Raw genomic sequence first — 6,687 nt, forward strand, 5'->3', positions numbered from 1 at the left:
TTCGACAAGGCTGCCCCATGTCCACTCGGTCTACAGTTGACGAAACACGGTTCCGTAAACTCCTGACGCGCAACATCAGTCTGCCTTTGGGCGTCGGCGCGATCAGTGCAGTGTTTTTCATTTCGCTGATCACCTATTTGCTCTCGGTGATCCAGTGGGTGGAACACACCGATCGGGTGATCAATAACGCCAACGAAGCGGTGAAACTCACCGTTGATCTGGAAACCGGCATGCGCGGCTTCCTGCTCAGCGGCGACGAGCACTTCCTCGACCCGTACGAGACCGCCAAGCCGCGGATCAACGTGGCGCTCAATACCTTGCTCGAACTCACTGCCGACAATCCGATCCAGACCGACCGGTTGCGGCGTCTGCAGGCCTTGCAGACCGAGTGGAGCAACTACGCGCAATCGATGATCGATCTGCAGCGCTCCAGCGGTGACTACCGGGGCGCGGTCAAGGCCGGGCGCGGCAAGCGCTTGACCGATGAGATCCGCAAGCAGTTCGAAGACGTGATCGACATGGAGCAGCAGTTGCGCACCACGCGCAACGAAGAGGTGCGCCGTACCACGATCTGGAGCATCACTCTGTACCTGCTGTTTATAGCCGGGATCAGCGGTTTGCTGGCCTATGTCGGTCGCCGCGATCTGGTCAGCCTGTCGGACAGCTACAGCGCCAACCTTGCGGCGCAGCAAGCCAGCGCCGAGCGTCTGGAGCGCCAGGCGTGGATGCGTAGCGGCCAGACCGAACTGGCGGAACAGGTGCTGGGGCAACTGACGCTTAACCTGCTGGGGCGCAATATTCTGCAGTTCTGCGCGCAATACCTCGGCACGGCGGTGGCGGCGCTGTACGTACGCGAAGAGCACGGCGGCCTCAAGCGCGTGGCGTCCTATGGGTTCTCCCGCGAACAGGAAGAAAAAGATCAGCAGATCTACAGCGGCGAAGGCATCGTCGGCCAGGTTGCCCAGCAGGGGCAACTGATTCGCCTGGATTCGGTTCCGGCCGACTACTTCAAAGTCAGCTCCGGCCTGGGCGCGGGCCTGCCGCACAGTGTGCTGGTGGTGCCGACCAGTGATGATGACCGGGTCAACGGGGTGATCGAACTGGGCTTCCTGCGCCCGCTCACCGACCGCGATATCGATTTGCTGGAACTGATTGCCGGCAACATCGGCACCTCGATCGAAGCGGCACGTTATCGCCAGCGTCTGCAGGAAGTGCTGGCCGAAACCCAGCAGCTCAACGAAGAGTTGCAGGTGCAGCAGGAGGAGCTGAAAACCGCCAACGAGGAGTTGGAAGAACAGTCGCGGATTCTCAAGGAATCCCAGGCGCATCTGGAAACCCAGCAAGTCGAGCTGGAGCAGACCAACGAGCAGCTGGCCGAACAGGCGCAGACTCTGGCCGAGCAGCGCGACGCCATGGACCAGAAGAACACCGAACTCAATCAGGCTCAGGTGCAGCTCGAAGAACGCGCCGAAGAACTGCAGCGTTCGAGCAAGTACAAGTCCGAATTCCTCGCCAACATGTCCCACGAACTGCGCACGCCGCTGAACAGTTCGCTGATCCTCGCCAAGTTGCTGGCCGAGAACCCGCAGGACAATCTGACGGCCGAACAGGTCAAGTTCGCCGAGTCGATCTATTCGGCGGGCAACGATCTGCTGAACCTGATCAACGACATTCTCGACATTTCCAAGGTCGAGGCCGGCAAGCTGGAAGTGATCCCGGAAAACACCAGTGTCGCGCGGCTGGCCGACGGCCTGCGCAGCGTGTTCGAACCGCTGGCGGCGGACAAGCAACTGACGTTCAGCGTCGAGTTGCAGCCGGATGCGCCGATCATGCTGTACACCGATCGCCAGCGTCTGGAGCAGGTGATCAAGAACCTGCTGTCCAACGCCGTGAAGTTCACTGAACACGGCGCGGTCAGCCTGACCATCGCCGGCCAGCCGAACGAGCGCATTGCATTCATCGTGCGCGATTCGGGGATCGGTATCGCCGCAGATCAGCAGGAAAGCATCTTCGAAGCGTTCCGTCAGGCTGACGGCACCACCAACCGCAAATACGGTGGCACCGGTCTGGGCCTGTCGATCTCGCGTGATCTGGCGGCCTTGCTCGGCGGCTCGATCAGCGTCAGCAGCGCGCCGGGGCAGGGCAGCGTGTTTACCCTGGTGCTGCCGCAGCAATACAGCGAGCCGGGTGACAGCCCTGCGATCCCGCTGACCTTCACGCCGCCGGTATCGGCCCCGGCCCCAGTGGTGCAGCCGCCATCGATCGCGGTGTCGCCGCTGGCGCCGGTGCACATCCCGCGTTTTGCCGATGACCGTGGCAAGGCGCCGTTCGCCACGCGCTGCATTCTGGTGGTGGAAGACGAGCCGAATTTCGCCCACATCCTTTACGACCTGGCCCACGAACTGGGTTATCAGTGTCTGGTGGCGCACGGAGCGGATGAAGGTTATGACCTGGCCCGCGAGTTCGTGCCGGACGCGATTCTGCTCGATATGCGTCTGCCGGATCACTCCGGTCTGACCGTGCTGCAACGCCTGAAAGAACACGCCGAAACCCGCCACATCCCGGTGCATGTGATCTCGGTCGAAGACCGTGTCGAAGCGGCGATGCACATGGGTGCGATCGGTTATGCGGTCAAGCCGACCACCCGCGAAGAGCTCAAGGACGTGTTCGCCCGTCTCGAAGCCAAGCTGACCCAGAAGGTCAAGCGCGTGCTGCTGGTCGAAGATGACGATCTGCAACGCGAAAGCATTGCCCGCCTGATCGGTGACGAGGACATCGAAATCACCGCCGTCGGTCTGGCGCAAGACGCGCTGGAGAAACTGCGCACGACGATTTACGACTGCATGGTGATCGACCTGAAATTGCCGGACATGCTCGGCAACGATCTGCTCAAGCGCATGTCGACCGAGGACATCTGCTCGTTCCCGCCGGTGATCGTCTACACCGGACGCAACCTGACCCGCGATGAAGAGGCCGAGCTGCGCAAGTATTCGCGCTCGATCATCATCAAGGGCGCGCGCTCGCCGGAACGCCTGCTGGATGAGGTGACACTCTTTCTGCACAAAGTCGAATCGCAGTTGTCCCATGAACGGCAGAAGATGCTCAAGACCGCCCGCAGCCGCGACAAGGTCTTCGAAGGCCGCAAGGTGCTGCTGGTGGACGACGATGTGCGCAACATCTTCGCCCTGACCAGTGCGCTGGAACACAAAGGTGCAGTCGTGGTGATCGGCCGTAATGGTCGCGAAGCGATTGATAAGTTGAATGAAGTCGAGGACATCGATCTGGTGTTGATGGACGTGATGATGCCGGAGATGGACGGCTTTGAAGCCACCATTGAAATCCGCAAGGATCCGCGCTGGCGCAAACTGCCGATCATCGCGGTGACGGCCAAGGCCATGAAAGACGATCAGGAGCGCTGCCTGCAGGCGGGCGCCAACGATTACCTGGCCAAGCCCATCGACCTGGATCGCCTGTTCTCGTTGATTCGCGTGTGGTTACCGAAGATGGAACGCATTTAGTGGACAGCAGTCACTCCGTGGAGCGCAACAGCGAAATCGAATTACGCTTGTTGATTGAGGCGATCTACCTCAAGTACAGCTACGATTTTCGCGATTACTCGGGCGCTTCGATCAAGCGCCGGGTGCAGCACGCCTTGAGTCAGTTCGAATGCGCGACGATCTCGGCGTTGCAGGAGAAAGTCCTGCACGATCCCACGGCGTTCATGCAGTTGCTGCAGTTGCTGACGATTCCGGTCAGCGAGATGTTCCGCGATCCGTCGCACTTTCTGGCGATCCGCAAGGAAGTGGTGCCGCTGCTGCGCACCTATCCGTCGCTGAAGATCTGGATCGCCGGGTGCAGCACTGGTGAGGAGGTCTATTCGATGGCGATTCTGCTGCGCGAAGAAGGCCTGCTCGACCGTACGATCATCTACGCTACCGATATCAATCCGCGCTCGCTGGACAAGGCCAAACAGGGCATTTTCTCGATGGAGAATGTCCGGGCCTACACTGCCAATTACCAGCAAGCCGGCGGTCAGCGTTCCTTTGCCGATTACTACACCGCAGCCTATGGCTACGCGATCTTCGACAAGAGCCTGTGCGAGAACGTGACCTTCGCCGACCACAGCCTGGCGACGGACAGCGTGTTCTCCGAAACGCAGTTGATTTCCTGCCGCAACGTACTGATTTACTTCAACAAGAAACTTCAGGACCGTGCCTTCGGTCTGTTTCACGAATCGCTGTGCCACCGTGGCTTTCTGGTGCTGGGCAGCAAGGAAACGCTGGATTTTTCCGGTTATTCGAATCAGTTCGAACCGTTGGTCAAACAAGAACGGATCTACCGCAAATTATGAACGATGCCGTGGATTTGCCTCGCGTCGAGGCCATCGTGGTCGGTGCTTCGGCCGGTGGGGTCGAGGCCCTGCTGACCCTGCTCGCGCCGCTGCGCCAGGGTTACGTGTTGCCGATCATTGTTGTGCTGCACCTGCCGGAGGAGCGGCGCAGTCAGTTGGCCGAAGTGTTCTCCCGGCGGCTGATGCTGCCGGTGGCAGAGGCGACCGACAAGCAAGACATCATGCCCGGCACGGTTTATTTCGCCACGCCCGGGTATCACCTGTCGGTGGAACAGGATCGCAGTCTGTCGCTGAGTCTTGAGGACCGCGTGCACCATTCCCGACCTGCCATCGACTACTTGTTTGAGTCCGCCGCTGATGTTTACGGCGAAACCCTGGCTGCCGTGTTGCTGACCGGCGCCAATCACGATGGCGCTCGCGGCCTGGCGCAAGTCAAACAGCGTGGCGGACTGACCATCGTTCAAGACCCGCAGGACGCACAGGTCGCCACCATGCCTCTGGCTGCGCTGAAAATTCAGCAGCCTGACCATGTCCTACCCATTCACGGCATCGGCCGTCTGCTTGTCGAGCTGGAACGAATCGCATGCTGAGTAATATCCAGGCCAAATTGCTGATCGTCGACGATCTGCCGGAGAACCTGCTGGCCCTCGAAGCGCTGATCAAGCGCGAGGACCGCACGGTGTACAAGGCGCTGTCGGCGGACGAGGCACTTTCGCTGCTGCTGCAACACGAGTTCGCCATGGCCATCCTCGACGTGCAGATGCCGGGGATGAACGGCTTCGAGCTCGCCGAGTTGATGCGCGGCACCGAGAAAACCAAGAACATTCCGATCATTTTCGTCAGCGCCGCCGGCCGTGAACTGAACTACGCGTTCAAGGGCTACGAGAGCGGGGCGGTGGACTTCCTGCACAAGCCGCTGGATATCCACGCGGTGAAGAGCAAGGTCAACGTATTCGTCGACCTGTACCGCCAGAGCAAGGCCATGAAACAACAGGTCGAAGCCCTGGAGCAGGCGCGTCGCGAGCAGGAAGCGCTGCTGCAACAACTGCAAAGCACGCAACTGGAGCTGGAGCAGGCGGTGCGCATGCGCGATGACTTCATGTCAATCGTCGCTCACGAAGTGCGCACGCCGCTCAATGGCCTGATACTCGAAACCCAGTTGCGCAAGATGCACCTGGCGCGGGACAACGCCGCGGCGTTCACCCTCGACAAGATGCACGCGATGGTTGATCGCGACGAACGCCAGATCAAAAGCCTGATCCGGCTGATCGAAGACATGCTCGACGTTTCGCGTATCCGCACGGGCAAGCTGTCGATCCGGCCGAATCGTTTCGACCTGACGCAACTGGTGAGCAACCTGCTGCAGAATTTCGCCCAACAGATAGAGGCGGCGGAGACCGAAGTGTCGTTCACCGCGCCGCAGCCGGTGGAAGGTTACTGGGACGAATTCCGCATCGAGCAGGTGGTCTCCAACCTGCTGACCAATGCCTTGCGCTACGGTGGCCGCAGCCCGATTCAGGTGCGCGTGTACCGTGAAGGCGACGAGGCGCGGGTCGAGGTTCAGGACCGTGGCATCGGCATCAGCGAAGAGAACCAGAAGCGCATTTTCCAACAGTTCGAACGGGTTTCCGCCAAGACGGTAGTGGCTGGTCTCGGGCTGGGTCTGTTCATTTCCGAGCAGATCGTCGCCGCCCATGGCGGTTCCATCGTCGTCGAGAGTCAAATCAACGAAGGCGCCCTGTTTCGCGTTTGTCTGCCAATCCAGGAAAACGGCATATCCGACGCAACCTCTGAGTGACCGCACGGTCGTATCAGCAGCTATTGACCGAACAAAGGCTTCCCATGAGCGTAGATGCACAAGATGTAGTACTCGTCGTCGAGGACGAACCGGTTATCTTGATGGTGCTGACAGATTACCTGTCGGGGCAGGGGTACCGCGTGTTGCAGGCCGAAAACGGCGAGCAGGCGTTCGAGATCCTCGCGAGCAAGCCGCATCTGGACATGCTGATCACTGACTTCCGCCTGCCGGGCGGGATCTCCGGCGTGCAGATCGCGGAGCCTGCAGTAAAACTGCGCCCGGATCTGAAGGTGATCTTCATCAGCGGTTACCCGCAGGAAATCCGCGAGACCGGCAGCCCGATCACGCGCAAGGCGCCGATCCTGGAAAAACCGTTCGATCTGGACGTATTGCAGGAAAAGATTCAGGAATTGCTGGCCTGATCCATAGCGGCTGATGCTCCCCATGTAGGAGCTGCCACCGGGGGGGGTGTTTTTTTCTTATAAAAAAAAAATACAAAAAATCGACAACCCGACCCGCCCCTCCAGGCGTAGCGTGG

General features: G+C 60.0%; 5 protein-coding genes. All 5 read left to right on the forward strand.

Annotated features, from left to right (window positions below; genetic code table 11):
- Nucleotides 1–17: 17 nt before the first annotated feature.
- Genes LVD08_RS03560 through LVD08_RS03580 form a run of 5 tightly spaced genes read left to right on the forward strand, consistent with a single transcriptional unit; the run spans nucleotide 18 to nucleotide 6,571 of the window.
- Nucleotides 18–3,518 (forward strand): response regulator, encoded by a 3,501-nt coding sequence (locus tag LVD08_RS03560; RefSeq protein ID WP_247267419.1) that lies wholly within the window; start codon nucleotides 18–20, stop codon nucleotides 3,516–3,518.
- Nucleotides 3,518–4,351 carry a CheR family methyltransferase gene (locus LVD08_RS03565; protein ID WP_247267420.1) on the forward strand — a complete coding sequence of 278 codons (834 nt, stop codon included), beginning with the start codon at nucleotides 3,518–3,520 and terminating at the stop codon, nucleotides 4,349–4,351. The genes LVD08_RS03560 and LVD08_RS03565 overlap by 1 nt, the downstream gene beginning before the upstream one ends.
- A complete protein-coding gene (locus LVD08_RS03570) occupies nucleotides 4,348–4,941 on the forward strand; it encodes a chemotaxis protein CheB (protein WP_097087405.1) in 594 nt (197 codons plus the stop codon). The genes LVD08_RS03565 and LVD08_RS03570 overlap by 4 nt, the downstream gene beginning before the upstream one ends.
- Nucleotides 4,935–6,149, forward strand: coding sequence for a hybrid sensor histidine kinase/response regulator (locus LVD08_RS03575; RefSeq protein WP_027612747.1), 1,215 nt, complete (start codon nucleotides 4,935–4,937; stop codon nucleotides 6,147–6,149). Before LVD08_RS03570 ends, LVD08_RS03575 begins: the two co-directional genes overlap by 7 nt.
- Before the next feature lie 44 nt (nucleotides 6,150–6,193).
- Nucleotides 6,194–6,571: a response regulator gene (locus tag LVD08_RS03580; RefSeq protein WP_003225116.1), complete on the forward strand. Its 378-nt coding sequence runs from the start codon at nucleotides 6,194–6,196 to the stop codon at nucleotides 6,569–6,571.
- Nucleotides 6,572–6,687: the final 116 nt, after the last annotated feature.

Origin of the sequence: Pseudomonas sp. YL2, assembly GCF_023063025.1 — a bacterium.
GTDB classification, from domain to species: Bacteria; Pseudomonadota; Gammaproteobacteria; order Pseudomonadales; family Pseudomonadaceae; genus Aquipseudomonas; species Aquipseudomonas putida_A.

What these genes read in the sequence shown, in the direction of transcription:
- LVD08_RS03560 (WP_247267419.1), top strand. Translation starts at nt 18, where the DNA reads ATGTCCACTCGGTCTACAGTTGACGAAACACGGTTCCGTAAACTCCTG.
- LVD08_RS03570 (WP_097087405.1), top strand. Translation starts at nt 4,348, where the DNA reads ATGAACGATGCCGTGGATTTGCCTCGCGTCGAGGCCATCGTGGTCGGT.
- LVD08_RS03575 (WP_027612747.1), top strand. Translation starts at nt 4,935, where the DNA reads ATGCTGAGTAATATCCAGGCCAAATTGCTGATCGTCGACGATCTGCCG.
- LVD08_RS03580 (WP_003225116.1), top strand. Translation starts at nt 6,194, where the DNA reads ATGAGCGTAGATGCACAAGATGTAGTACTCGTCGTCGAGGACGAACCG.